27 protein-coding genes are annotated in these 23,168 nt (G+C 65.4%); 15 read left to right on the top strand and 12 right to left on the bottom strand.

All coding sequences use genetic code 11. From position 1 onward, the window contains the following. Nucleotides 1-12: 12 nt before the first annotated feature. Nucleotides 13-1,209, bottom strand: a complete 1,197-nt coding sequence (mnmA, locus tag ACZBJS_RS28375) for a tRNA 2-thiouridine(34) synthase MnmA (RefSeq protein WP_316397143.1) — start codon at nucleotides 1,207-1,209, stop codon at nucleotides 13-15. 359 nt (nucleotides 1,210-1,568) lie between these two features. Here mnmA and ACZBJS_RS28370 point away from each other — a divergent pair, with 359 nt between their 5' ends. The 3 genes from ACZBJS_RS28370 (at nucleotide 1,569) to ACZBJS_RS28360 (ending at nucleotide 4,458) form a co-directional block, all read left to right on the top strand. Continuing rightward, nucleotides 1,569-3,158: a flagellar hook-length control protein FliK gene (locus ACZBJS_RS28370; protein ID WP_316397142.1), complete on the top strand. Its 1,590-nt coding sequence runs from the start codon at nucleotides 1,569-1,571 to the stop codon at nucleotides 3,156-3,158. Between the two features lie 10 nt (nucleotides 3,159-3,168). Continuing rightward, nucleotides 3,169-3,879, top strand: a complete 711-nt coding sequence (locus ACZBJS_RS28365) for a flagellar hook assembly protein FlgD (RefSeq protein ID WP_463439591.1) — start codon at nucleotides 3,169-3,171, stop codon at nucleotides 3,877-3,879. Nucleotides 3,880-4,239: 360 nt separating this feature from the next. Then, a complete protein-coding gene (locus tag ACZBJS_RS28360; RefSeq protein ID WP_018273549.1) occupies nucleotides 4,240-4,458 on the top strand; it encodes a hypothetical protein in 219 nt (72 codons plus the stop codon). A 110-nt stretch (nucleotides 4,459-4,568) separates the two neighbouring features. Here ACZBJS_RS28360 and ACZBJS_RS28355 read toward each other — a convergent pair whose 3' ends face one another. The 3 genes from ACZBJS_RS28355 to ACZBJS_RS28345 all read right to left on the bottom strand — a co-directional run bounded on the left by ACZBJS_RS28355 (nucleotide 4,569) and on the right by ACZBJS_RS28345 (nucleotide 5,389). Next, nucleotides 4,569-4,913 carry a DUF1236 domain-containing protein gene (locus ACZBJS_RS28355; RefSeq protein WP_028333446.1) on the bottom strand — a complete coding sequence of 115 codons (345 nt, stop codon included), beginning with the start codon at nucleotides 4,911-4,913 and terminating at the stop codon, nucleotides 4,569-4,571. Between the two features lie 112 nt (nucleotides 4,914-5,025). Next, nucleotides 5,026-5,202: a DUF2934 domain-containing protein gene (locus ACZBJS_RS28350; RefSeq protein ID WP_076830016.1), complete on the bottom strand. Its 177-nt coding sequence runs from the start codon at nucleotides 5,200-5,202 to the stop codon at nucleotides 5,026-5,028. A gap of 1 nt (nucleotide 5,203) precedes the next feature. After that, nucleotides 5,204-5,389, bottom strand: a complete 186-nt coding sequence (locus ACZBJS_RS28345; RefSeq protein WP_028333447.1) for a DUF3606 domain-containing protein — start codon at nucleotides 5,387-5,389, stop codon at nucleotides 5,204-5,206. A 179-nt stretch (nucleotides 5,390-5,568) separates the two neighbouring features. Between ACZBJS_RS28345 and ACZBJS_RS28340 the strand changes: the two genes are divergently transcribed. From ACZBJS_RS28340 to ACZBJS_RS28330, 3 genes are all read left to right on the top strand, one after another. Then, nucleotides 5,569-5,727: a hypothetical protein gene (locus ACZBJS_RS28340; RefSeq protein WP_253589102.1), complete on the top strand. Its 159-nt coding sequence runs from the start codon at nucleotides 5,569-5,571 to the stop codon at nucleotides 5,725-5,727. Beyond that, a complete protein-coding gene (locus tag ACZBJS_RS28335; protein WP_028333448.1) occupies nucleotides 5,728-5,949 on the top strand; it encodes a DUF6894 family protein in 222 nt (73 codons plus the stop codon). 203 nt (nucleotides 5,950-6,152) lie between these two features. Continuing rightward, on the top strand, nucleotides 6,153-6,353 hold the full coding sequence (locus ACZBJS_RS28330) for a hypothetical protein (RefSeq protein ID WP_057017332.1): 201 nt from the start codon (nucleotides 6,153-6,155) through the stop codon (nucleotides 6,351-6,353). Nucleotides 6,354-6,548: 195 nt separating this feature from the next. Here ACZBJS_RS28330 and ACZBJS_RS28325 read toward each other — a convergent pair whose 3' ends face one another. Beyond that, the gene (locus ACZBJS_RS28325; RefSeq protein ID WP_316397141.1) at nucleotides 6,549-7,526 is read right to left on the bottom strand and encodes a helix-turn-helix transcriptional regulator; all 978 of its coding nucleotides are present in this window, start codon (nucleotides 7,524-7,526) and stop codon (nucleotides 6,549-6,551) included. A gap of 812 nt (nucleotides 7,527-8,338) precedes the next feature. Between ACZBJS_RS28325 and ACZBJS_RS28320 the strand changes: the two genes are divergently transcribed. Further along, nucleotides 8,339-9,559, top strand: coding sequence for an OpgC family protein (locus tag ACZBJS_RS28320; protein ID WP_316397140.1), 1,221 nt, complete (start codon nucleotides 8,339-8,341; stop codon nucleotides 9,557-9,559). A gap of 59 nt (nucleotides 9,560-9,618) precedes the next feature. Here the strand turns inward: ACZBJS_RS28320 and ACZBJS_RS28315 are convergent, their stop codons facing one another. From ACZBJS_RS28315 to mdcA, 3 genes are read right to left on the bottom strand one after another with little or no spacing between them, the layout of a single operon-like run. Continuing rightward, complete coding sequence (locus tag ACZBJS_RS28315) at nucleotides 9,619-10,398, bottom strand: alpha/beta fold hydrolase (protein ID WP_076830013.1); 780 nt, start codon at nucleotides 10,396-10,398, stop codon at nucleotides 9,619-9,621. A 34-nt stretch (nucleotides 10,399-10,432) separates the two neighbouring features. Then, nucleotides 10,433-11,692, bottom strand: a complete 1,260-nt coding sequence (locus ACZBJS_RS28310; protein WP_316397139.1) for a malonyl-CoA decarboxylase — start codon at nucleotides 11,690-11,692, stop codon at nucleotides 10,433-10,435. A gap of 12 nt (nucleotides 11,693-11,704) precedes the next feature. Then, the gene (gene mdcA, locus ACZBJS_RS28305) at nucleotides 11,705-13,360 is read right to left on the bottom strand and encodes a malonate decarboxylase subunit alpha (RefSeq protein ID WP_316397138.1); all 1,656 of its coding nucleotides are present in this window, start codon (nucleotides 13,358-13,360) and stop codon (nucleotides 11,705-11,707) included. 80 nt (nucleotides 13,361-13,440) lie between these two features. On the opposite strand from mdcA, the gene ACZBJS_RS28300 reads away from it, so the two are divergent. The 7 genes from ACZBJS_RS28300 to flbD all read left to right on the top strand — a co-directional run bounded on the left by ACZBJS_RS28300 (nucleotide 13,441) and on the right by flbD (nucleotide 20,074). Then, nucleotides 13,441-14,301, top strand: a complete 861-nt coding sequence (locus ACZBJS_RS28300) for a LysR substrate-binding domain-containing protein (RefSeq protein WP_463439590.1) — start codon at nucleotides 13,441-13,443, stop codon at nucleotides 14,299-14,301. 175 nt (nucleotides 14,302-14,476) lie between these two features. Then, on the top strand, nucleotides 14,477-14,752 hold the full coding sequence (gene sciP, locus ACZBJS_RS28295) for a CtrA inhibitor SciP (protein WP_002714638.1): 276 nt from the start codon (nucleotides 14,477-14,479) through the stop codon (nucleotides 14,750-14,752). A gap of 173 nt (nucleotides 14,753-14,925) precedes the next feature. After that, a complete protein-coding gene (fliF, locus tag ACZBJS_RS28290) occupies nucleotides 14,926-16,554 on the top strand; it encodes a flagellar basal-body MS-ring/collar protein FliF (RefSeq protein WP_316397136.1) in 1,629 nt (542 codons plus the stop codon). Between the two features lies 1 nt (nucleotide 16,555). Further along, a complete protein-coding gene (gene fliG, locus ACZBJS_RS28285) occupies nucleotides 16,556-17,641 on the top strand; it encodes a flagellar motor switch protein FliG (protein ID WP_018273552.1) in 1,086 nt (361 codons plus the stop codon). After that, nucleotides 17,641-18,273 carry a FliH/SctL family protein gene (locus ACZBJS_RS28280; RefSeq protein ID WP_316397135.1) on the top strand — a complete coding sequence of 211 codons (633 nt, stop codon included), beginning with the start codon at nucleotides 17,641-17,643 and terminating at the stop codon, nucleotides 18,271-18,273. Before fliG ends, ACZBJS_RS28280 begins: the two co-directional genes overlap by 1 nt. Before the next feature lie 10 nt (nucleotides 18,274-18,283). Beyond that, nucleotides 18,284-18,634 carry a flagellar motor switch protein FliN gene (gene fliN, locus ACZBJS_RS28275; protein WP_028333458.1) on the top strand — a complete coding sequence of 117 codons (351 nt, stop codon included), beginning with the start codon at nucleotides 18,284-18,286 and terminating at the stop codon, nucleotides 18,632-18,634. Between the two features lie 54 nt (nucleotides 18,635-18,688). Further along, a complete protein-coding gene (gene flbD / locus ACZBJS_RS28270) occupies nucleotides 18,689-20,074 on the top strand; it encodes a sigma-54-dependent transcriptional regulator FlbD (protein WP_253589094.1) in 1,386 nt (461 codons plus the stop codon). 39 nt (nucleotides 20,075-20,113) lie between these two features. Here the strand turns inward: flbD and ACZBJS_RS28265 are convergent, their stop codons facing one another. Beyond that, nucleotides 20,114-20,269 carry a hypothetical protein gene (locus tag ACZBJS_RS28265; protein ID WP_316397134.1) on the bottom strand — a complete coding sequence of 52 codons (156 nt, stop codon included), beginning with the start codon at nucleotides 20,267-20,269 and terminating at the stop codon, nucleotides 20,114-20,116. A gap of 169 nt (nucleotides 20,270-20,438) precedes the next feature. On the opposite strand from ACZBJS_RS28265, the gene ACZBJS_RS28260 reads away from it, so the two are divergent. Then, nucleotides 20,439-20,816, top strand: coding sequence for a hypothetical protein (locus tag ACZBJS_RS28260; RefSeq protein ID WP_016844337.1), 378 nt, complete (start codon nucleotides 20,439-20,441; stop codon nucleotides 20,814-20,816). A gap of 26 nt (nucleotides 20,817-20,842) precedes the next feature. Here the strand turns inward: ACZBJS_RS28260 and ACZBJS_RS28255 are convergent, their stop codons facing one another. The 3 genes from ACZBJS_RS28255 to ACZBJS_RS28245 are packed head-to-tail and all read right to left on the bottom strand — an operon-like array spanning nucleotide 20,843 to nucleotide 23,035. Continuing rightward, the gene (locus tag ACZBJS_RS28255; protein WP_316397133.1) at nucleotides 20,843-21,433 is read right to left on the bottom strand and encodes a flavin reductase family protein; all 591 of its coding nucleotides are present in this window, start codon (nucleotides 21,431-21,433) and stop codon (nucleotides 20,843-20,845) included. 7 nt (nucleotides 21,434-21,440) lie between these two features. Continuing rightward, entirely contained in the window at nucleotides 21,441-22,280 is an 840-nt protein-coding gene (locus tag ACZBJS_RS28250; RefSeq protein ID WP_316397188.1) for an ATP-binding cassette domain-containing protein, read from the bottom strand. Nucleotides 22,281-22,288: 8 nt separating this feature from the next. Beyond that, nucleotides 22,289-23,035, bottom strand: a complete 747-nt coding sequence (locus tag ACZBJS_RS28245; protein ID WP_057017321.1) for an ABC transporter permease subunit — start codon at nucleotides 23,033-23,035, stop codon at nucleotides 22,289-22,291. Nucleotides 23,036-23,168 lie beyond the last annotated feature (133 nt).

The raw sequence follows: 23,168 nt of genomic DNA, 5'->3' as shown, positions 1-23,168 counted from the left end.
CGTTTCTTCTGTCTATCCGCGAACCGCTTCCGCAAGCGGCGCCAACACGTCCTGCGTCGCGGCCCGTATTGCGCGGCTGGCGCTTGCACTCCTGATGAAGCCGCCGCCGAGCACACGCGCCTGCCCAGAGGCCGCGTCGTAGAACACGCAGGCCTGGCCGGGCGACACGCCCTCCTCGCCGGCGACGAGCTCGACCTCATAGCCGCCATCGACGGCGCGCAACCACGCTGGCTGCGGCGCGCGCGTCGAACGCACGCGGACATAGATCTCGATGCCCTCGCCGATCACCCGATCCAGCGCGCCGTCGCCGATCCAGTTGACGTCGCGCAGCGCGATGCGATCCATCCGCAGTGCCTCGCGCGGCCCGACCACGACACGGCGCGTCGCCGCATCGAGCTTGACCACATAGAGCGGGCTGCCGGAGGCAATGCCGAGCCCCTTGCGCTGGCCGACGGTGAAATGAACGATGCCCTGGTGCTGGCCGATCACATGACCGTCGAGATCGACGATGTCGCCCGGCGCGATCGCATTCGGCTTCAGCCGTCCGATGATGTCGGTGTAGCGGCCGGTCGGCACAAAGCAGATGTCCTGGCTGTCCTGCTTGTCGGCGACCTCGAGATCGAAGCGCCGCGCCAACTCGCGGGTCTGCGGCTTGGTCATATCGCCGAGCGGGAAGCGCAGGAAGTCGAGCTGCTCGCGCGTGGTCGCGAACAGGAAATAGCTCTGGTCGCGATCGGCATCCGCGGCACAGACCAGCGAGCGCGATCCGTCGGCAAGCCGCCGCGAGGCGACATAGTGGCCGGTGGCGAGCGCCTGCGCCCCGAGCTCGCGCGCGGTCGCGAGCAGGTCGCGAAACTTGACCGAACGGTTGCACTCGATGCACGGCACCGGCGTCTCGCCGAGCGCGTAGCTGTCGGCGAAATTGTCGATCACCGATTGCTTGAAGCGGCTTTCGTAGTCGAGCACGTAATGCGGGATGCCGATCCGCTCGGCGACATTGCGCGCGTCGTGGATGTCGCGGCCGGCGCAGCAGGCGCCCTTGCGATGGGTCGCGGCGCCGTGGTCGTACAGCTGCAGCGTGATCCCGACCACGTCGTAACCCTGCGACTTCAACAGCGCAGCCGTCACTGACGAGTCGACGCCGCCGGACATGGCAACGACGATCCGTGTGTCTTCAGGGCGGCCTTCGAGATCCAGACTGTTGAGCATCTTTAAGCGGTCATTGGTCACTGTCGCGGCGAGCTTATGCGCTCCGCGACGATATTGGAAAAAGCCTTTTGTCCAGAGAGCCTTAGAACACATCCAAGGCCGCTTCGGTCGGTTCGGACGCGTTGGAGGCCACCTTTAATATAGGCCGTATTCCGGTGAGGCAATCCGCGGAAGCCGTGCCGTGCCGCGCCTGGACGGCAAATCTTGCCGCCGGGCAAAAAGGAGACCTGCCGGGAACCCGTTCCAGCCGACCAAGATAGCTCATAACCTTCTGAAATAACTCATTATTTATTGCCGCCCCCTTGTTGGCCCACTCCTTGCTGACAAAACGCCGGAAGTCTCATTTGCGAGGGTTGGCAGTGGTCAGCGTCACGTCGGAAGCATTGGCAGGCCGGTCTTTTCAGGGCGCGAGGCAGCGGTCGGCGCGGCCCGATCCCGCTTCGCAGGCGGGGAACGACGGCTTTGCCGCGCTGGTCGACAGCAACACTGCGTCCACAAACGACAGCAGCCGCTACGACTCCCAGCCGGCGCCCTCGCGGCGGTCCGACGATCCGCCCTCGACGACCGACGCACGCTCCCGCGACACCAGCACGGGCTCCGACCGGACGTCGCGGGATTCCGCCAGTTCGCGCGACGACAACAAGGTCGACAGCGACGCGCCGTCCAGGACCAAGTCGAAATCGAAATCGGACGACTCGACATCGAGCTCCGATGCGAAATCGACCAGTGACAAGCCGGACGCGACGCAGGCTACTGCGCAGCAGGATCCCGGTGCGGCAACCGTGAATGCCGTGATTGCTCCTGTTGCCGCGACACCGGCGACCGCCCCGACACCGGCGGCCACCGCGCCGTCCGACCAGCCGGCCGCACCACTCGCGATCGCGGCAGCGGCCATCGCGGCAAGCTCGGCCATCGCCGGCACCGGTGCGGCGGCCGGCAGCGGCGCGCCTGCCGGCGCCGACACCGCAGCGGCGGCGGTCACCACAGCGAACGCCGACAAGGTCGCGAAGGCAGCCGGCGTCAAGACCGACGCGCAGATCATCACCACCGCCGATGCGACGACGGTTCCGGGCGCCGCGACGGCGACCGGCGATGCGGCACTCGCCGCCACGGTTGCCGCCGGAACGCCCGCCGCGAAGACGACGACGCAGGCCAAGGCGCAGGTCGCCACGACGGACGCGGCGGCCGCGACGGCGCCTGCCGATCAGGACGGCGCAGCCCAGGGCAACGCCAACACCGCGCAGGCCGCTCCGACCAACATCGTCCCCGCGGTCGCGCAATCGGCCGCCGCCGCCGGCAAGGCGAAGGCCGCCGCGGACGGTGCAGCCGATGCCATCAAGTCCGATGCGAAGGGCGACGGCAACGCCGCGCCGACGGTCGGCGGCCAGGCGGCTGTGCAATCCCCGCTCGCGACGCCCGATTCCAGCGCTCAGGCGCCCAATACGTTCCAGACCCAATTGGCGACCACCCAGACGACGCCGTCTGCGACCGCACAATTGACCGTGACCAACGCCGCGCAGAGCGCCGCCGTGCCGCTCAGCGGGCTTGCGGTGCAGATCGCCGCCTCCGCCAAGAGCGGCAAGAGTCGCTTCGAGGTCCGGCTCGACCCCGCCGAGCTCGGCCGCATCGATGTCCGCATCGATGTCGATCGCAACGGCCAGGTCACCTCGCATCTCACCGTCGAACGCCCGGAAACGTTGTCGATGCTGCGCCAGGACGCCAACCAGCTGCAGCGCGCGCTCGACAATGCCGGCCTCTCGACCGGCAATGGCGGATTGCAGTTCAGCCTGCGCGACCAGTCGCAGTCGGGCCAGAACAACAATGGCCAGTCCAATCCGAACGCCCATCGTTTGATCGTCACCGAGGAGGACAGCGTTCCCGCCGCAGCGGCGGGCCGCTCCTACGGCCGTGCAACCGGCGCCCTCGGCGGCGTCGATATCAGAGTGTAAGGAGTTCACCATGGCAGTCGATGCAACCATGCCGACGCCCGTCGTCTCAGCACCGGGCACCAGCAACGGAACGAACTCTGGAAGCAGCGGCAGCGGCCTGACGACCTCCTCGCAGGGCATCGCCGACAATTTCCAGACCTTCCTGACGCTGCTGACCACGCAATTGCAGAACCAGAACCCGCTCGACCCGCTCGACACCAACCAGTTCACCCAGCAGCTGGTGCAGTTCGCGGGCGTCGAGCAGCAACTGAAATCCAACGATCAGCTGAAGTCGCTGATCGAGATCGAGAAGAGCGCGCAGTCGACCCAGGCGCTGGTCTATGTCGGCAACACGGTCGCGGTCGACGGCAGCAAGACCCAGTTCGACAAATCCGCGACCTGGAATCTGGTGTCCCCGCAAGCCACCAGCGCCACCATCACGATCACCAGCGCGACCGGCCAGACCGCCTATTCCGGCAATTTCAGCCTGAAGCAGGGCAACGCCAGCTTCGTCTGGGACGGCAAGGGCAATGACGGCACGCAATGGCCGGCCGGCACCTACACGCTGACCGCCACCGGCAAGGATTCCAAGGGCAACCCGATCGCCATCTCGACCGAGGTGCAGGGCGTTGTCGACTCCGTCGACCTGACCGCCTCCCCGCCGCTGCTCTCGATCGGCGGGCAGACCTATACCACCGACAAGATCAAGCGCGTGGTGCGCGGGGCGACTGGCTCGAGCTGAGCACATTGCCACGATCCGTAGCCGCGCTTTGAGCGGGCGACCGCGCTCACCACACTGTATCGTCGTCCTGGCGAAAGCCAGGACCCATCACCACCGCATTTGATGATAAGCGGGATCGTGGCCCCAGTGTCGCGCAACAACTGAGAGTTGGGGTAATGGGTCCCTGCTTTCGCAGGGACGACACCGAATATGTGGTTCGGCCGGTGAATCAAACATCCGCATTCTCGCGACATGATTTGCCCGAGCTTTGCTGTTCGTTCCGCCTTCACTGTTGTAGGGCGCGCAGGGAAAGCCGGGTGCCGATCGCGACGGTTCCATGCTATAGCCACGTCACTTGGCTGCTTGCTGTGGGGCTCGACAATGCCGATCAATCGCTTGCTGAAGACGGGCGAATACACGCCGGAGCAAATCGAGCTCTTCAACAGGGCGTTCAGCTTGGCGCTGCATTCGATGGGTCTGGTCGATCGCAACGATCCGCTTTGCGAGATCGTGGCCCGCAAGGTCATCGAGATCGGCAAGACCGGCGCCCTCGACGCGAAGGGCGTCGCGGAAGCGGCTGTGGCCAGCATCGGTCTCTGACGGCCGACGCGGTCGATGGCCGCTGACGGAACGGCGCTTGCCCCGCGGATCGGACGTTCCGGCTGAGCGCGGGCCGCCGCCGTTGCAGGCGGCCCGCCATCAGAGCGGCCTCACTCGACTTCCTGCACGACCGTACGGGTGTCGGGATCGACCAGCATCACGCGCTGGCCGGTATAGACATAGCGATATCTGGTGAGCGACGGACCCCAATCGGCAGGCACCGCTTCAAGCTCGACCTCGCGCGGCACAGGCGAGCCGACGACGATCCTCTCCCGCGTCTCGACGGGACGGATCTTGTGTTCGGTCACATAGCTGTGGATTCGCGTGCGATATTGCGGCTCGATCTGCACGGTGGCGGCATGTCCGGCACCGGTCGTGCCGACAATCGTGCTCTGGGCAAAAGCGCCCGTCGACGCCAATACGGCGGCAACAGAAATCAGAACCAGCTTCTTCATAACGTCCTCCTCACCGCTCCATGCGGCGTTTCGAGAACCGCGACAGAATGGCAATGTTCCTAACGGAGGATCCCGATCAATCGTTGCCGGCGCGCTCCTCGCGCCAAGGCGTTCATCCGGGAATGGACGTCTTGTTCGGCTGGTCCAGTGTTGGCGCGTCCGGACTTTCGCTCTCCGCATTCAGCTCGACCTCGGCCGCGTGCCGGAATTCCTCGTCCCTGCCGTCGGGCTTTCCGGCCTTCTCCCAGAGCTGCCGCGCGTAGTCCCGGATCTGCTGTTCGGTGGCCATGTCATTCCTCGGGAATTCCGAGCTCCTTGCGAACCGTCACGGCCGAGTCACCGACCTTCTCGACGGCTTTACGCAGCTGTTCGCGCGACACGCCGAGGGCATGTGTCCAGCATCTCACCTGAAGCAGATCGTGCATGTTGATCTTCGATCGATCGAACTGCTCTTTCCTGGTCAGGCGCTTCGTCACTGAACTTCTCGCGTCAACCGCTCGGCCTGAGCCTCGGCCGTTGCTGGCGATCCAATCTTCCGGACAGTCATTTGTTCCTTTCTTGGATGGCTGGGTCCTCACCCCTCGGAGGAACATTCTCCACGAGCGATACTTCAGTCGTGAGAGGCCGCGGGCGGCAGCACGAACAAAGGTAAGCCATGACAGGCATTGCAGACAGGATCGGCGGACGGGTCAAGCAGCTCAACGCCGAGATCATCAACGATGGCAGGCTAGCCGAGGAAGGCGCGCAGCAGATCAAGAACGCCGAGAACGCGCCGCCCGCGAAGCCGTTCGGCAATTTGGACAAGCTGACCTAGATGCCCAGATACTTCTTCCATCTCGCGGGCGACATCCCCGCACACGACGTCGTCGGTCACGACTGTGCCGACGACAAGGACGCCCAGGATCACGGCAGCTTCATCGCTCACCGGATCGGCACTGAAAAGCCGGAGATGGTTCGCGACGGCAATTTCATTTCGGTTCGCGATGCGGGCGATAGCGAACTCTTCCGCATCCCCCTGGCTTCGACGAGCGTCTGACGGGGAATGATCGTTCTCATCTCGGCTCGGCTCGCTTCCTGCAGATCGACGCTGCCGGCCGATGTCCGGCATTCCTTGGCCGGCCCGCCGCATGGTGCTCTCAAGGACGCGACCAGGACAGGCCACGCCCCGCCGTTCAATAGGAACAAACGACGACGAGCGCGGTTCGGACCTACATCAGGGTTGAAACACCAATTGCACACATGAAACGTCGCAATCGCTTCAAGCAAACCACGACGCTCGCATACCGCCTCATTCAGCTGGAGGAAGCGGCCCGCGCGAGGGCTTCGCATCTGCCTCCCGGCACCGAGCGGGAACGACTTCTCAAGAAGGCCCGCGAGGCCGAGCGCGCCGTCCAGATCGACCAATGGCTCGCCACTCCGGGAGCAGAGCCGCCACCATAGCGCTTCGATTCACATAAGTTGTGTCGATTCACATAAGCTAATGCGCGCACAGCCGCGAGGCGTTCGAGGCTCGGGCCCGCCCCAACGTCGGGTTTTGCCCCAACCAGACTTGCAGCCGGCCTCAACCCACCTCGCCCTTCGCTCCGGAGCGCCCCTAGGCAGCACCTCGCGCACATCCCGATCAGGGGCGGCGGCTCAGTGAGAGCCCTTTCGTGCGAGCCGCACACCGCGTGGCGAATCGCCGAAGCGGGCTCGGAACAGACGGTTGAAATGCGAAACATCCGAGAAACCGACCTCGAGCGCGATATCGGAAATTCGCCGACGGCCGGCATCTGGCTCGGTGAGCAATTTGAGCGCCCGCTGGAGCCGCAATTCATTCAAGCGCTCGGTGAACGACGGGCCTGATGACGCCATCAGGCGCTGCAGATAGCGCGGCGAGATGCCCTGGCCACGCGCAACCGTTTGAACGTTGAGCCCGGGCTCCTCAAAGTGTGCGGCGATGTAGTCGAGCATAGCACGATGCCGCGCAGCGACGACGGCGCTCGCGCTGCTCTCGCCCAACGCAGCACACTCGCCGATCGCGAGCGCGATGAGATCGTGGATATGGGTCACGACTGTATCGCGAAGCTTCGGCGCGCTCAGCGCTTTCGTCTTAAGCACCGATTTCAGGTATGAGATGAACAGTCGGAATGCTTCTGTCCGGTGGCAAATCGGCCGCATGACCAGACCTTCGACGTCGGTCACGCGCTGCGCAAGCGCCTCGCGCGGCACGGCCAGGCCGAATTGCAACCCGTCGATATAGGTGACGCTGGCGGGCTCGGAATGCAGAATTGCAATTGCGTCGCCGGCGCGAAAATCGGCGTCCCGGCCGCGCTGCGATAGCTGACATCTGCCCGGAGAGCAGAAGATGACCCCGATGGAGTCATCGCCATCGGCAAGGTTCGCCTGCAAACGCTTGAACCGCATCGACGTGCCCTTCAGCGCCAGCATGCGCAATCCCTGAACCGATCGCAGCGACGCATCGGCCTGGAATGAAACGTTCGATAGAGGCTCGATATCGGCGTGCACGATGCATCGGCCAAAGTGCTCGCGCCAGAGCGGGATACGAATGCGTTCCGGAAGCTCGCACGTCGAAAATCGATACGATGCGAAATTGGCTGCGTCCATCGGCATGGGGACCTCCAGCCTTCACAAAACGTCGGAATGAAATGTTGCGGCACTCCACAATCGGTATCTGCATTTTGCGATTCACGCACCGGTCTTCGCCCGATCCGTGCGCATGAGTCCAAGAAGCCACGCTACCGGTCTGCTAGTCTTGCTCGCCTGTGATTGATACTGATGTGAACTGGTTCACTTGGTGATTAGAATATTACGTATATAATGACATCATGAAAATCGCGGCAAATTTCCCTCTTAAGAAGAAGCAGTCGCGATCGCTCTATTTATAATTGCTGCCATCGGATCCGTTTCAAACATTCCGTGCAAGCGCAAATCAGTGTCGTGCCCCGTACGCGGTTTCCTGGCTAAGACGCCACGCGCAGGTCATTCAGTAGAACGACTGATATCGATTTTGGTTGCGTCGGACTGCCTGCGGCACTGTCGGTTATCGCCGCCGGTTGAAATGGTCGAAATCTGTCACGTGGGAAAGTCAACCTGGTGATCAAGAAGGCGTTCGATCATGTCCATCATATTCGACATGCTTTATCGTGAATACTGTCGCGCCCGCCTCGCCGAAATGCGAAAGCAGCATTTGTTGCCGGCCATCGGCGACGTCGCGCAGGCGGCGCCGTCAGAGGATAGCGATCCACCCGGTCCCCGTGATTGCGGCTGGCCGGCGGAAGCGCCGCCAACCCTCGGGTAGCCGCAACGCATAATCATACAGGTTGACCGGAGGCTAGTCCGGCACGCGCACGCCTCGGAGCACCCGAGCGTCTCATGGACCTAGGTCCGATGAGGCCGCGCGCGCCCGCCAGACAGATCGACAGATGCACGATCGAACCCGCAGCTCGAAGCGATTGCTCGGCGAGACCCCGCCGGAGTTCAGATCGACCGGCCGCGACCCGCGCATCGATGTCTGTCGCGGAATCGCGTTGTGGTGGATCTTTCTCGATCACATTCCAGACAACGTCGGAAGCTGGCTGACCCTGCGCAACTACGGCTTCTGCGATGCCGCCGAAATCTTCATGTTCATCTCGGGCGTCACCTGCGCCCTGGCCTACGGCAGAGCGCGTCAGCGCGACGGCTGGCGCGGCATGATCGGCCGTTCGCTGCGGCGAGGATGGGATATTTATGCCGCCTTTCTGCTGCTGACGCTCGCCTGCGCGATCGTCGTCTACCTCGCGGGCAGCGATCGCCTCGCCGACGACAGCAATACGCGGGTTCTGTTCGAACGTCCGGGCGCAGCGCTTGCGCACGCCGCGGTCCTGCAATTCCACCCTGTCAATACCGACGTGCTGCCGGTCTTTGTGATCTGCCACGTGTTATTCGCACCGCTGCTGTGGCTGCTGCTGCGGGCGCCGAACCTGACGCTTGGCCTTTCGCTGTCGCTTTATGCGCTGGTGCATGTCTTCGGCTGGAGCATTCCCTCCTGGCCCGACGGCGTCTGGTTCTTCAACCCGCTGGCCTGGCAGCTTCCGGTCGTGCTGGGCGCATGGTACGTCATCGAGGGAAGGACGATCCAGGGATGGGTGACGTCGCGCCCTGCGCTGGTTCTGTCCGCGCTCTATCTCGCGTTCGGCCTCGTCGTTGCGCTGGGCCACGGCATCAAGCCGCCGCTGCTGCCGCAGGCGCTGACGGATTTGCTGTTTCCGATGGACAAGTCGAATCTGAGCCCGTTGCGGCTGCTGCATTTTCTGGCGCTCGCCATCGTGGTGTCATGGCTCGTTCCAGCGGGCTGGCAGGGACTGACGACGCCGATGCTGCGCAGCGCGAGGCGTTGTGGCGAGAACTCGCTGCCGATCTATTGTCTCGGCGTCCTGCTGGCGCTCGCCAGCCAATGCGACCTGTTCGACATCTCGAACCGGCTCTCGATGCAGATCGGACTCAGTCTTGCCGGTGTCCTTGTGATGGTCGCGGTCGCGGCGCTGCTGAACACGCTCGGCACCAAGCGCGCCCGGCCGCCGGATGTCGATGCCGCCGGACATGATCTTGTGCCGCGCGCCGGCGATCGCGGCATCTTCGACGGTCATGGCGCGCATATCCTTTAAATCGCGTGATCGTGCGCGGGAGAAGCGGATGCTCTCCCACGCACGGCTGGCGCCGACGCTCAGCTCGACTGTCGCGCGGCGTCGAGGATCAGCCGCGCGATCGCGTCGGGCTGCGAGATCAGCGCGAGATGGCTGGCCTTCACCTCGATCGTGGTGGCGCCCATCCGCTTGGCCATGAAGCGCTCGAGATCCGGATTGATGGTGCGGTCTTCGGTCGAGACGGCGTAGTAGCTCGGCTTGCTGCGCCAGGCCGCATGGCTGGTCTTGCCGGCCAGCAGTTGCTTTTGGAACGGCTGCTGCACGGCATAGAGCACCTTCGCCTTCGCCTCCGGCAGGTCGCCGGCGAAATCGCGCAGGAACGCTTCTTCGCCGAGCCGACCCTCGTCGCCGTCGAACACGATGCCGGCGCTCGCTGGCGGCGTCGGATAGGTCTTGGCCAGCGCGGTGTAATCCTCGTCCGCATCGGGTGCGCGCGCCGCAACATAGACCAGCGCCGAGACATTCGGATGCACGCCGGCCTCGGTGACGATCATGCCGGAGAAGGAATGACCGACCAGCACGGTCGGACCATCCTGGCGATCGAGCACCCGCTGCGCGGAGGCAACCGCTTCAGGCAGCGTGGTCAACGGATTCTGCACCGACGTGACGTTGAGCCCGGCGGCCTGCAGCCGCGGAATGACCTCGGACCAGCAGGAGCCATCGGCGAACAGGCCGTGCACCAGCACGACGTTGCGCGCCTTGACCGGCGGCGTGGTGGCGGCCATGCCGCGCGTGGACACCAGTGAAGCCGCGGCTCCAGCGAGCAAGGCGGTCGAGAAGGCGCGTCTGTTCATCATCATGTTACTGCTCCGTTGTTGTATGCTGAGTTGAAAATCAGAGAAGCGCGTCCACCTGCGGTGAACGGACAATCTCTCCTACGCGCGCAAAGGCCTCATGGTTACGCTCGATGCTGTCGTGATCGTAAAGATAGTTGACCATGATGCCGAAGGATTCCGCCATCGCGCGGTCGGCCGTGTTGCCGAGCCAATTGATCCGCTCCAGCCGGGCACCGTTGCCGAGATGGAAGCGCGCCACCGGATCGATGCGATTTCCTGACGCCGGCGAGCGCGTGAGATATTGCGCGCACAGCTTCATCAGGACCGGACGCCAGGTCTCGCAGGTCGCCGCGTCGTGCCACCAGCCCTCGCGCTCCAGCTCGCGCAGCATCGCGACCTCGTTGCCGCCGGATTGCGGCTGCTGGCTGAGCCAGCGCCGGAAGCCCGGGATCGGCGACAGCGTGGAGAAGCGCTTCAGCTGCGGGAATTCCGTTTGCAGCTCCTCGACCACCTGCTTGATCAGGAAATTGCCGAACGACACGCCGCGCAGTCCGTCCTGGCAGTTGGAGATCGAATAGAAGATCGCGGTGTCGGCATGCGCGGCCCTGAGGCCTGCGCTGTCTTGATCCGCATCCTGCACCAGCAGCGGTGGCACGGCGGTGGCCAATCCCTGCACCAGCGCGACCTCGACGAAGATCAGCGGCTCGCCGGGCAGCGCGGGGTGGAAGAAGGCAAAGCAGCGGCGGTCGGGCGCAAGGCGGCGGCGCAGATCGTCCCAGCCCTTGATCTCGTGCACCGCCTCATAGGCGATCAGCTTCTCGAGCACGGCGGCCGGCGACTGCCAGTCGATGCGGCGAAGCTCGAGGAAGCCGCGATTGAACCATGAGACGAACAGATGCTTGAGATCGGCATCGAGCAGCTTCAGCTCCGGTTCGGAGCCGAAACGGCCGGCGATCTCGCTGCGCATCGCGATCAGGCTCGCCGTGCCGCCGGGCGCCATGTTCATCCGCCGCAACACCTCCTGGCGCGGCGGATCCGCGGCGTCGGCCAAATCGGCCGCGGCCGCCGCGGTGCCGTCGGCAAGATAACGCTTCGCCGCATCCTGCAGCGCCGCCGCGTCGGGCTGAAACGCGCTCGCCAGATAACGTTGAAAGCCGTGCCGGCCGGTGGCATCGAGCGCACGCATGGTCTGCTGCAATTGGCGCGCGATCAGGGCGCCCGACGCTTCGCCGCGCTCGGACAACAATGCCGCGGCGAGTTGCCTTGCTTTGTCGAGTGAGGCCGGTGGACTGCCTGGGATGTGCTCGGCGTGGGTCATGGGAGCCTCCTTCTAGCGGCGGAATTTGGCAGGCGGCACGTAGAGGCCGCCCGATGCAGTGACGAGGTCGTCGATCGATTTCGCGGCGAGCCAGTCGCGCGTCGCCGTCTCGACGTCGAGGCCGAGATCGGACGGCAGCATCACGATGCCGCGGCGGCGCAGGCCGTCGGTCGTCCCGGCGTCCTGCCGCCGGCCGAACTCGGTGTCGCCGGCGACCGCGCGCAGGGCGGCCTCGCGCTCCTGCGGCGAGCGGCAACGCAACAGGTTGCAAACACCGCGTTCGGTGATCACGTGGCTGACGTCGTCGCCATGGATCATGACCGGCGGCAGCGCAAAGCCGGCCGAGGCCGCGAGGTCGAACGCGTCGAGGCGCTCGACGAAGCTCGGCGCGCCGTTCGGCTGCCAGGTCTGGACCATCTGCACCACGAGCTTGCGGCCGCGCAGACGCTCGCCTGCTTCCTCGCCGGCACGCAACCAGGCAACGCTGTCGTGGCGTCGGCCGCGCGGATCGGCACCCATGTTCGGCGCGCCGCCGAAGCCCGTGATGCGGTCCTTGGTGGCGGTCGAGCTGTTGCCCTCGGGATCGATCTGCAAGGTGCCGCCGACGAACAGGTCGCAGGCATATTGTCCGGCGACCTGCGCCAGCGCGCGGTTGGAGCGCAGATTGCCGTCGGCGCCGACCGGAAACACGTCGGGACGGCTGGCGACAAATCGCTCCATGCCGAGCTCCGAGCCGAAGCAATAGACGTTGTCGACGAAGCCGGCTTCGATGGCGGGGATCAGCGTCGGATGCGGGTTGAGCACGAAATTCCGCGCGACCTTGCCCTTCAGCCCGCGCTTGGCGGCAAAGGTCGGCAGGATCAGCTCGATCGCCGCGGTGGCATAGCCGATGCCGTGATTGAGCCGTGTCACCTGATAAGGCTCATACACCGCCGATATCGCCATCATCGCCATCAGGACGTTCTCGTCCCTGACCTTGGCGGGATCGCGCGTGAACAGCGGATCGATCGCATACGGCTTCGGACCGGGCACCACGACATCGACCCAGTCGCCGGGGATGTCGACGCGCGGCAGACGATCGACGATCTCGTTGACCTGCGCCACGACGACGCCACCGCGGAACGCCGCGGCCTCGGCGATGGTCGGCGTGTCCTCGGTGTTCGGACCGGTGTACAGATTGCCGTCGCGATCGGCCTTGTCGGCCACGATGAGCGCAACCTGCGGCGTCAGGTCCACCAGCATCCGCGCGTAAAGCTCGAGATAGGTATGGATCGCACCGATCCGCAGCGCCTTGGCGGCAACGAGCTCGGCAAGGCGGCGGCTCTGCGGGCCGGCAAAGGCGAAGTCCAGGCGGTTGGCGATGCCGCGCTCGAACACCGCGAGATGATCGGGAAGCGCCAGCACCGACTGCACCATGTGCAGATCATGCACCCGCGACGGGTCCACCCCGGCGAGGCACGCGGCCAGGAAGTCGGCCTGCTTCTGGTTGTCGCCCTCGAGCGCCACCCGGTCGCCGGATGCGATGACCGCCTCGAGCAGCTCGATCGCGCGGTCGGGCGGGCAGACCTTTCCGTTTGTGCCGCAGACAGTTCGCGCGCGCACGAGGCGCGCCGTGCGATCGGTTCGTGGTGTCGTCTCCGACATGATGGCCTCTCCTTGCTTGATCATCTGAAGCGAAGGTAGGCGGGCGGAATTGATAATAGAAACGATATTCTATAATATGATTGATTACAGATATGGATTAATCGATGCTCGACCTCGAACTTTTGCGGGCCTTCGTCGCGGTCGCCGATTGCGGCGGCTTCCACCGCGCCGCCGAGCAATTGCATCTGACCCAGTCAACCATCAGCCAGCAGATCAAGCGGCTCGAGCTCGAGACCCGGCGGCCGCTGTTCCGGCGCACGACGCGCAGCGTCGCGCTGACCGACGAAGGCGAGATGCTGCTCGGCGATGCGCGGCGTTTGCTGCAGCTCGAGGAAGCGGCGCGGCAGCGGCTCGTGGCGCCGCGGCTGTCCGGCTCGGTTCGTCTCGGCGTGGTCGAGGAAGTCGCCGGCGGCTCATTGCCGTCGGCGCTGGGCCGCTTCGCCGCGCTGCATCGCGGGGTCAAGCTCGAGGTGCAGATCGGTGTCAGCGCCGAACTGATCGAGCAGCTCGATGCGGGCCGGCTCGATCTGGTGTTCGCCAAGCGGCCGCTCGGAACGTCGAAAGGCCGTCTGGTGTGGCGCGAACCGCTGGTGTGGACCGCGGCGGAAACGTTCGATCTCGTTCCCGGCGTGCCGCTGCCGCTGGCGCTGTACCGCGAACGATCGGTGTCGCGCGACGCCGCGCTCTCCGCGCTGCGCGACGGCGAGCTCGGCTGGGAGATCGTCTATACCAGCCCGAGCCTGACCGGCGTCCGCGCCGCCGCCGTCGCGGGACTTGCCATTACCCCGCTGCCGCTCAGCGCGGTCACCACGGGCCTGCGCGTTCTCGGAATTGGCGACGGCCTGCCGCCACTTCCCGAGCTGGAATTCGCCATCTACGAGAAAAGACGGCCGAACAAGGCCGCGGAGGCGCTCGCCGATGCCTTGCTGACGCTGGCGCGCGGTCCCCTGCGCCCCTCGATTTGAGCGCACCGAACCGCGAATTGCGCCGCGCGCCGGTCTGCCTGCCGGCGGGTAGACCCGAATGTTCCCGGCCGTTCCAACGAGATTCGTATTGAACGCTTGGGCTTAGGCAAATTTTAAACCGGGAGGCGTAGCTTACCCCTTGCGAGTTCAGTGGTTGAGAGTTTGTGAGTACGCCATGACAGAACCCCATCGCCCGAGGGTGAAATACGTCATCGGGCCTGACGGCAGCCCGTTAACGATTGCGGATTTGCCGGCCCCCGGTACCAAACGGTGGGTCATCCGCCGCAAGGCCGAAGTCGTCGCTGCGGTCCGCGGCGGCCTGCTCTCCCTCGAGGAGGCCTGCAGCCGCTACACATTGACCGTCGATGAATTCCTTTCCTGGCAGTTCTCGATCGACCAGCACGGTCTGGCCGGGCTGCGCACCACCCGCATCCAGCAATATCGGCAGTAATTCGGCGCCGATCCTGTGGCATTTGACGAAAACCGGCCTCGCCTTGCGAAGCCGGTTTTTTTCATGTCCGCGATTTTGCCGCGGTCCTTAACCTTCGTTAACCATATGGAAACCATACCCTAGGCAATATTTGCCCAGTCGGACCCGCGCGGGCCGAATCCTGGGGGCCGTTGGTGCAAAGTCTGGTTGCTTTCCTAAGAGGTCTTGGTGCGGCCCGCCTCGCGGCCATGGTTGCGGTCACCGCGGCCCTGATCGGCTTCTTCGCCTTCGTCATCATGCGCGTCACGACGCCACAGATGACCACCCTCTTCACCGACCTGTCGACCGAGGATTCCTTTGGAATCATCAAGGAGCTGGAACGCCAGGCGATCCCGTTCGAGCTGCGCAATGACGGCGCCGCGATCATGGTGCCGAAGGACAAGGTGACGCGGCTCAGGATGAAGCTCGCCGAGGGCGGCATGCCCAAGGGCGGCGGCGTCGGCTACGAGATCTTCGACAAGTCGGATGCCTTGGGCACCACGAGCTTCGTCCAGAACATCAATCATTTGCGGGCGCTGGAGGGCGAGCTCGCCCGCACCATCCGCGCTATCGACCGCGTCCAGGCCGCGCGCGTCCATCTGGTACTGCCGGAGAAGCCGCTGTTCTCGCGCGAGACGCCGGAGCCCTCCGCTTCGATCGTGCTCAGGGTACGCGGCGCGCTGGAGCCGCAGCAGATCCGGGCTATCCGCCACGTCGTCGCCTCCGCGGTCAACGGGCTGAAGCCGCAGCGGGTCTCGATCGTCGACGAGGCCGGGCAACTGCTCGCCGACGGCGCCCAGTCCGACGCCGATGCCGCGGTCGGCGACGAGCGCCGCGCCGCCTTCGAGAAGCGGATGCGCAAGCAGGTCGAGGACATCGTCTCGTCAGTGGTCGGCGCCGGCCGCGCCCGCGTCCAGCTCTCCGCCGACTTCGACTACAACAAGATCACCCAGACCTCGGACAAGTTCGACCCCGAGGGTCGCGTGCTGCGCTCGACCCAGACCCGCGAGGACAGTAGCCTCACCGCCGACAATTCCGGCCAGGTCACCGTCGCCAACGAGCTGCCGGGCAGCCAGAACCAGGACAACGCCGCCCGCGCCCGCGACCAGAGCAAGAAGAGCGAAGAGACCAACAATTACGAGATTTCCCGCACCACCAAGACCGAGGTGACCGAGGCCGGCCGCGTCAACCGCATCTCGGTCGCGGTGCTGGTCGACGGCAGCTACTCCAAGAACGAAAAAGGCGAGCTGGTCTATCAGGACCGCACCAAGGAGCAGCTCGACCGCATCGCCGCTTTGGTCCGCTCCGCGATCGGCTTCGACCAGAAGCGCGGCGACCAGGTCGAGGTCGTCAACCTGCGCTTCGCCGAGCCGCCCGCCGCGCAGCCGATCGCCGAGCCGACCGGCCTGCTCGGCATGCTGCAGTTCACCAAGGATGACGTGATGTACGTCATCGAGCTCGGCGTCATGATGATGCTCGGCCTCGTCGTACTGTTCATGGTGGTCCGCCCGCTGGTCAAGCGCATCGTGGCGGCCGACGTCATTCCGGCGCTGACCGGCGCGGGCATGCCCGCGCTGGCGGAAGCCCATGCCGAGAGCGCCGCAACGCCGGGTCAGGCGCTGATCCCGAGCGGCAGCGGCGCAGCGCAATTGATCGACGTCGCCCAGATCCAGGGCCAGGTCCACGCCCAGGCCGTGCACCGGGTCGGCGAGCTCGCCGAACGCAATCCGAACGAAACCGTCTCCATCGTCCGTCAATGGCTGAGCGAGCCGGTAGAGAACTGACATGGCCGCCGTACCCCAGACCACCAACGCCAACGACATCGCCACCGTCCTCTCGACGCTGGCGAACCGGCAAAGCGCCCGGCCCAAGGGCAAGCCGCTACCCGGCCCCAAGCGCGCGGCAATCCTGATGCTCGCACTCGGCGAGCAGTATGGCGGCAAGATCTGGTCGATGCTCGACGACGAGGAAGTCCGCGAGCTGTCGGTCCACATGTCGACCCTCGGCACCGTCGAGGCCGACGTGGTCGAGGACCTGATGCTGGAATTCGTCTCGCGGATGTCGGCCTCCGGCGCGCTGATGGGCAATTTCGACGCCACCGAACGGCTGCTGCAGCAATACCTGCCGGCCGAGCGCGTCTCCGGCATCATGGACGAGATCCGCGGCCCGGCCGGCCGCAACATGTGGGAGAAGCTCTCCAACGTGCAGGAAGAGGTGCTCGCCAACTACCTCAAGAACGAATACCCGCAGACCATCGCCGTGGTGCTGTCGAAGCTGAAGCCGGAGCACGCCGCGCGCGTGCTCGCGATCCTGCCCGAGGACATCGCGCTCGACGTGGTCGGCCGCATGCTGCGGATGGAAGCCGTGCAGAAGGAAGTCATCGAGCGCGTCGAGCAGACGCTGCGCACCGAGTTCATGTCGAACCTGTCGCAGACCCGCCGCCGCGACGCCCATGAGGTGATGGCCGAGATCTTCAACAATTTCGACCGCCAGACCGAGACCCGCTTCATCACCTCGCTTGAAGAGGAAAACCGCGAATCCGCCGAGCGCATCAAGGCGCTGATGTTCACCTTCGACGATTTGATCAAGCTCGATACCGCCTCGGCCCAGACGCTGATGCGCAACATCGACAAGGACAAGCTCGGCGTCGCGCTGAAGAGCGCCAACGAGGAGGTACGCAGCTTCTTCCTCGGCAACATGTCCTCGCGCGCCGGCAAGATGCTGATGGACGACATGGCCGCGATGGGCCCGGTGCGGCTGCGCGACGTCGACGAGGCCCAGGCGCTTCTGGTCAACCTCGCCAAGGATCTCGCCGCCCGCGGCGAGATCACGCTGACCAAGAACCGCGCCGACGACGAGCTGGTGTATTGATGGCCGCGCCCGCAAAATTCCTGTTCGACACGGATTTCTCGGCGCCGGACCGCGCACGCGAACGCGCGCCGACGCCGGCCGAGGTCGCGCAGAAGGTCGCCGACGCCGAGGCGCGGGCCTATCGCGCCGGCTACGAGGCCGCGCTGCGCGAGGCCAAGGTCGAGAGCGACCGCCGCGCCGCGCAGGCGTTGGAGGAGATCGGCACCGCGATCAAGGGCATCGCGGCGCGCTTCGCCGGCATCGAGACGCGGATGGAGACCGAGGCGGTGGACGTCGCGGTGGCGGTCGCCCGCAAGCTTTGTTCCGAGCTGATCGCGCGCGAGCCGCTCGGCGAGATCACCGCGCTGGTCTCCGACTGCTTCTCGCATCTGGTGGCGACGCCGCATCTCGTGGTCCGCATCAACGACGCGCTCTACGAGGCGGCGCATGACAATATCGAGCGGATGGCGGCGCATTCCGGCTTTCAGGGCCGGCTGGTGATCCTGGCCGAGCCGACGATTGCGACCGGCGACTGCCGGATCGAATGGGCCGATGGCGGCGTCGTGCTGGAACGCGCCGCGATCGAAGGCAAGATCAACGAACTCGTCGGGCGCTATCTGGCGTCCCGCGCCAGGCCGGCTGAAGGCGATTGAGGGCTGAACCATGACCGACACCGACACCCAAGTCCCGCTTCCCGATCTCAACTCCGCCGACGCGCCCACCATCGACGACATCGGCTACAACGAGGACGAACATGCCGCGCGCATCGCGGCCGATCTCGAGGCCGTGTTCGACGTGCCGGTGCAGGTCTCGGCGGTGCTTGGCCGCTCCAAGATGGACGTCGGCGACCTCTTGAAGCTCGGACCGGGCACCGTGCTCGAGCTCGACCGCCGCGTCGGCGAGGCGATCGACATCTACGTCAACAACCGCCTGGTGGCGCGTGGCGAAGTGGTGCTGGTGGAAGACAAGCTCGGCGTGACCATGACCGAAATCATCAAGGCAGAACGCTCTTAACAACTCAGGCGGTCACGCGCGGGACCTGCGCGACCAGACGAACAGGAGATCATCATGCGGCTTCTCATCGTTGGCACCCTGAAGGGCCAGCTCACGACCGCGACCAAGATCGCGATGGACAACGGCGCCTCGGTGACCCACGCCGAGGCCGCCGAACAGGCGATGAACGTGCTGCGCGGCGGCAAGGGCGCCGACCTCCTGCTGGTCGATGTCGGCCTCGACATCCGCGACCTCGTGATGCGGCTCGAAGCCGAGCACATCCACGTGCCGATCGTCGCCTGCGGCATCTCCAACGACGCCCGCGCCGCGGTCGCCGCGATCCATGCCGGCGCCAAGGAATACATCCCGCTGCCGCCCGACCCCGAGCTGATCGCAGCGGTGCTGGCCGCGGTCGCCAACGACGCGCGCGATCTGATCTACCGCGACGAGGCGATGGGCCGGGTAATCAAGCTGGCACAGCAGATCGCGGGCTCGGATGCCTCCGTCATGATCACCGGCGAGTCCGGCACCGGCAAGGAAGTGCTGGCGCGCTACGTCCATTCCCGCTCGGCCCGCGCCAAGCGGCCGTTCATCTCGATCAACTGCGCCGCGATCCCCGAGCACCTCCTTGAATCCGAGCTGTTCGGCCATGAGAAGGGCGCCTTCACCGGCGCGGTCGCCCGCCGCATCGGCAAGTTCGAGGAAGCGACCGGCGGCACGCTGCTGCTCGACGAAATCTCCGAGATGGACGTGCGGCTGCAGTCCAAGCTGCTGCGCGCGATCCAGGAGCGCGTGATCGACCGCGTCGGCGGCACCAAGCCGGTCCCGGTCGACATCCGCATCATCGCGACCTCGAACCGCAACCTCTCGGAGGCGGTGCGCGAGGGCACCTTCCGCGAGGACCTGCTGTTCCGCCTCAACGTCGTCAACCTGAAGATTCCGCCGCTGCGCGACCGCCCGGCCGACATCCTCGAGCTGGCGCAGCATTTCGCCAGGAAATATGCCGAGGCCAACGGCATGCCGGTGCGTCCGATCTCGACTGATGCCCGCCGCGTCCTGACCGCGAACCGCTGGCAGGGCAACGTCCGCGAGCTCGAGAACACCATCCATCGCGCGGTCCTGATGGCGCAGGGCGACGAGATCGGCGCTGAGGCGATCCTGACCCCCGACGGCGACCGGCTCGACCTCGCCAAGACCGCGCCCGCGGTCGCGCACGCCACGCTGGCCGCCGAGCAGGTCACCCGCGCGCTGGTCGGCCGCACCGTCGCCGATGTCGAGCGCGACCTGATCCTGGAAACGCTGAAGCACTGCCTCGGCAACCGCACCCATGCCGCCAACATCCTCGGCATCTCGATCCGCACGCTGCGCAACAAGCTGAACGAATATGCCGACGGCGGCATCCCGATCACCCCGGCCGGCAATGGCGCGCCCGACTATCAGCGCATGGCGAACGCCGGCTGAGAAACCCTGGTGGCGGCAAGTCCCGCCGCTTGCCTCGCCTCACGAATAGCTGGGCGCGTCGGGCTTGCGGAAGATCCGGATCGGATCGCCGGGCGTGATGTCGCGGCCCGTGAACGTCACATAGGCATAGAGCGCAAGATAGGCGACGGCGATCGCACCGACGATGTAGAGCAGCCAGGTTCCCACGCGCTTCATCGAACCGTCACCTCTCCGAAACATCCGCGCCATTTAATGCGCCGATTGGGAAAGCGCCACGGCCGACAAGCCGCGCCGGCCTCGGTGCCGTTCATCCCTTGAATCTTGCGGCAGGTTGCCTTATTCAATCTCCTATTGCATTTACATTCTTAGACAACTGGAGAGTGATATGGCCCTTTACGCGCAGACCAGCGGCACCCTGTCCACAACCTCCGCGACTTTAACGCCGATGCAAGGCCTCAGCCTGACGATTCCGGAGGGCGTCGGCACCACCGCGATCATCACCCTTAACGTTCCGAATCCCTACGCCACGGGCAATGATATTCCGGGCGGCGTGTTCGGAGTCACCGTCAATGGCACGGTCTCGCCGGTCGTCGCAAGCTTCACCTATAACGAGACCCCGTCGAGCTTTGGCCGTATCCCGACCACACTCGTCGTTGGCATTCCGCTGGCCAATGCAGCTCAGACCGTCCAGGCTGTATGGGCTGGCGTCCGCGGCAGCAATGTGATCATCGACAGCCCGGCATCGCTGAGCGCAGTTTTCTAAAGTCCGATCCGGATAAGCACGGCGCGCTAACGCGGCCCTCGCACATGAACATGACGCGACGGCAGGCTGACCTCAGCCAGCCGTGCGGCGTCTTCCTCATGGTCGAGCGCGACATACTCGCCGTGCCAATACGCCAGCGCGGCGGTACGCTCGGACGCGATCACGTCGAGCACGCGGCCGATGACGATCACGTGCGAATGCCGTTCGATGGTCTCCTCGACCTCGCAATCAACCGCGGCAAGCGCGCCGACCAGCAGCGGGACGCCTGACGCCCGCGTCGTCCATTCGGCCCCGGTGAAGCGGTCCGCGCCCTTCAGGCCGCCCTTGCCGGTGAAGCGCTCGGCGATGTCGCGTTGATCCGCGGCCAGGATATTGACGCCGAATACGCCATGGCGTGCGATCAGCGGCCATGACGAGGCCGCGCGGTTGATGCTGACGATCAAGGACGGCGGCTCGACCGAGAGCGACGACACCGAGGTCACCGTCATTCCCGAAATATCCTTGGCCCGACCGGCCGTGATCACGCTGACGCCGCCGGTGAGGTGACGCATCGCGCCGCGGAATTCGGCGGCCGCAACCGCTGATACGATCGAAACATTGCGGACGATGGAATTCATGGCAACCTCACAGACTGTCTTCGCTGCCTTCGAGCAGATGCTTCAGGATCTCGCCCTCCAGCGCAGCGAGTTCGGCCGACCCGCGCCGGCGCGGCCGCGGCAGGTCGATCGTGACATCCTCTGCGATGCGGCCGTCCTCGATGACCAGCACGCGGTCGGCGAGCGCGACCGCCTCGGCGACGTCATGCGTCACCAGGATCGCGGTAAAGCCCTGGTCGCGCCAGACCCGCTCCAGCAATTGCTGCATCGAGATCCGCGTCAGCGCATCGAGTGCGCCGAGCGGTTCGTCGAATGCCAGCACGCGCGGCTGGCTGACCAGCGCCCGCGCCAGGGCAACGCGCTGCTTCTGCCCGCCCGAGAGCACCGACGGCCACTGGGTGCGCTTGTCGCCGAGTCCGACCTCGACCAGCGCGCGCTCGGCGCGCGCCTGTGCATCAGCAGACGAGCGCTCGCGCCCCAGCCCGACCTCGACATTGGACAGCACCCGCGCCCAGGGCAGCAGCCGCGGCTCCTGGAACATGACGCGGACGTCCTGCGCCCGCGGCGGCTCGCCGAACGCGATGGTTCCCGCCGTCGGCGCGTCGAGGCCGGCGATCAGACGCAGCAGCGTGCTCTTGCCGCAGCCGCTCCGGCCGACGATCGCGACGAACTGGCCGGCCGGGATGTGCAGGTCGATGCCGCGCAGCACCTCATTGTCGCCGAACGCCTTGCGCAGGCCGCGGATGGTCAGCGACAGGCCGCGGGCCGCGCCTTCCGGCACGCGCCGCAACTGCCGCGCCTTCACGACGATCTCGGTGCGGTCGACCGGCTCGGCTTCAGCGGTTTCGAAACGAAGCGCTTCTTGCATTCTCATTCTCACTTCTTCTGGAAGGCGGGATGCCACGACAGGGTCAGCCGCTCCAGCGCCCGCGAGGCGCTGTCGGCGAGCTTGCCGAGCAAGGCGTAGATCAGGATCGAGAGCACGACGACGTCGATCAGCATGAACTCGCGCGCCTGCATCGCCATGTAGCCGAGGCCCGACGAGGCCGCGATGGTCTCGGCGACGATCAAGGTCAGCCACATGATGCCGAGCGCGAAGCGCAGGCCGACGAAGATCGAGGGCAGCGCGCCGGGGAAGATCACCCGGCGGAACAGCTCGCCGTCGGTCATACCGTAGATGCGGCCCATCTCGATCAGCTGCGGGTCGACGGTGCGAATGCCGTGCAGCGTGTTGAGATAGATCGGGAAGAACACGCCGAGCGCAACCAGGAACAGCTTTGCCGACTCGTCGATGCCGAACCACAGGATGACGAGCGGGATCAGCGCCAAATGCGGAATATTGCGCACCATCTGCAAGGTGGTGTCGGTGAGTTTTGCCGACAGCTGCGACAGCCCGTTGGCGAGACCGAACGCAAAGCCGATGCCGCCGCCGATCAAGAAGCCGATCGAGGCGCGCCAGAAGCTGACCCAGATGTTGCGGACCAGTTCGCCGGACAGCAGCAGCTTCCATCCCGCCACCGCGACGTCAGTCGGCGCCGGCAACACCCGCGAGGGCACGTAGCCGGTGACGCAGGCAAGCTGCCACACCAGCACGATCGCCAGCGGCACGATCCAGGGGATCAAGCCATCGACCTTCGGGAGTTTCGGCGCGCTGGAGCTGTTTCCGTTCCGATGGGATCGGAACGGAGCTCCAGATTTTTGTTTTGACGCGTTTTCTTCACGGGAACCGGCATCCACTTCGCTCGAAAACGCTTTG

It is taken from the genome of Bradyrhizobium sp. KZN70725, from assembly GCF_055264925.1.
Note: the sequence above shows the minus strand (reverse complement) of the source record. Positions and strands in the feature narration are given on the sequence as shown.

Bases quoted from the DNA above. Each gene is read 5' to 3' on its own strand.
- ACZBJS_RS28300 (WP_463439590.1), top strand. From the start codon at position 13,441: ATGCTCGACCTCGAACTTTTGCGGGCCTTCGTCGCGGTCGCCGATTGC.
- ACZBJS_RS28360 (WP_018273549.1), top strand. From the start codon at position 4,240: ATGCCGATCAATCGCTTGCTGAAGACGGGCGAATACACGCCGGAGCAA.
- mnmA (WP_316397143.1), bottom strand. From the start codon at position 1,209: ATGCTCAACAGTCTGGATCTCGAAGGCCGCCCTGAAGACACACGGATC.
- ACZBJS_RS28265 (WP_316397134.1), bottom strand. From the start codon at position 20,269: ATGAAGCGCGTGGGAACCTGGCTGCTCTACATCGTCGGTGCGATCGCC.
- ACZBJS_RS28325 (WP_316397141.1), bottom strand. From the start codon at position 7,526: ATGCCGATGGACGCAGCCAATTTCGCATCGTATCGATTTTCGACGTGC.
- ACZBJS_RS28330 (WP_057017332.1), top strand. From the start codon at position 6,153: ATGAAACGTCGCAATCGCTTCAAGCAAACCACGACGCTCGCATACCGC.
- ACZBJS_RS28250 (WP_316397188.1), bottom strand. From the start codon at position 22,280: ATGCAAGAAGCGCTTCGTTTCGAAACCGCTGAAGCCGAGCCGGTCGAC.
- flbD (WP_253589094.1), top strand. From the start codon at position 18,689: ATGCGGCTTCTCATCGTTGGCACCCTGAAGGGCCAGCTCACGACCGCG.
- ACZBJS_RS28320 (WP_316397140.1), top strand. From the start codon at position 8,339: ATGCACGATCGAACCCGCAGCTCGAAGCGATTGCTCGGCGAGACCCCG.
- fliN (WP_028333458.1), top strand. From the start codon at position 18,284: ATGACCGACACCGACACCCAAGTCCCGCTTCCCGATCTCAACTCCGCC.
- mdcA (WP_316397138.1), bottom strand. From the start codon at position 13,360: ATGATCAAGCAAGGAGAGGCCATCATGTCGGAGACGACACCACGAACC.
- ACZBJS_RS28365 (WP_463439591.1), top strand. From the start codon at position 3,169: ATGGCAGTCGATGCAACCATGCCGACGCCCGTCGTCTCAGCACCGGGC.
- ACZBJS_RS28255 (WP_316397133.1), bottom strand. From the start codon at position 21,433: ATGAATTCCATCGTCCGCAATGTTTCGATCGTATCAGCGGTTGCGGCC.
- ACZBJS_RS28310 (WP_316397139.1), bottom strand. From the start codon at position 11,692: ATGACCCACGCCGAGCACATCCCAGGCAGTCCACCGGCCTCACTCGAC.
- sciP (WP_002714638.1), top strand. From the start codon at position 14,477: ATGACAGAACCCCATCGCCCGAGGGTGAAATACGTCATCGGGCCTGAC.
- ACZBJS_RS28315 (WP_076830013.1), bottom strand. From the start codon at position 10,398: ATGATGATGAACAGACGCGCCTTCTCGACCGCCTTGCTCGCTGGAGCC.
- ACZBJS_RS28355 (WP_028333446.1), bottom strand. From the start codon at position 4,913: ATGAAGAAGCTGGTTCTGATTTCTGTTGCCGCCGTATTGGCGTCGACG.
- ACZBJS_RS28280 (WP_316397135.1), top strand. From the start codon at position 17,641: ATGGCCGCGCCCGCAAAATTCCTGTTCGACACGGATTTCTCGGCGCCG.
- ACZBJS_RS28260 (WP_016844337.1), top strand. From the start codon at position 20,439: ATGGCCCTTTACGCGCAGACCAGCGGCACCCTGTCCACAACCTCCGCG.
- fliG (WP_018273552.1), top strand. From the start codon at position 16,556: ATGGCCGCCGTACCCCAGACCACCAACGCCAACGACATCGCCACCGTC.
- ACZBJS_RS28335 (WP_028333448.1), top strand. From the start codon at position 5,728: ATGCCCAGATACTTCTTCCATCTCGCGGGCGACATCCCCGCACACGAC.
- ACZBJS_RS28340 (WP_253589102.1), top strand. From the start codon at position 5,569: ATGACAGGCATTGCAGACAGGATCGGCGGACGGGTCAAGCAGCTCAAC.
- ACZBJS_RS28350 (WP_076830016.1), bottom strand. From the start codon at position 5,202: ATGGCCACCGAACAGCAGATCCGGGACTACGCGCGGCAGCTCTGGGAG.